Below are 366 nucleotides of genomic sequence, written 5' to 3'. Positions count from 1 at the left end.
CTCAAGCGCCGTCTGCGCGGGCACGGAGGAAATCCGAAATTCAAGCAGCTGTCCGAGCGACTGGATGCGCTGAAGGATCGCTTTGAGTCCGGGCAAATCAACAGTGTCGAATTCCTGAAGCAACTGCTAGAGATTGCCAAGGAAACCCTGCTGGCCGAAAAAGAAATTCTGCCCGAAGAGGACGAGGATCGTGGCAAGGCTGCTCTGACCGAGCTGTTCAACGAAGTAAAAACAGCCGAAACGCCGATCATGGTCGAGCGAGTGGTTGCGGACATCGATGAGATCGTGCGCTTGGTACGCTTTCCGGGCTGGCAGGGCACTCAAGCTGGCGAGAGTGAGGTGAAGAAGGCATTGCGCAAGGCCCTC

1 protein-coding gene is annotated in these 366 nt (G+C 56.6%); it reads left to right on the top strand.

The features are described 5' to 3' along the window. Nucleotides 1-366, top strand: a 366-nt coding sequence (locus FLO80_RS22615) for a DUF3387 domain-containing protein (RefSeq protein ID WP_149187179.1), incomplete at both ends; no start/stop codon positions are given.

The sequence above is a fragment of the Aquicoccus porphyridii genome (assembly GCF_008369105.1).
Classification (GTDB): Bacteria; Pseudomonadota; Alphaproteobacteria; order Rhodobacterales; family Rhodobacteraceae; genus Aquicoccus; species Aquicoccus porphyridii.
This window is presented reverse-complemented; position numbering and strand designations above follow the sequence as displayed.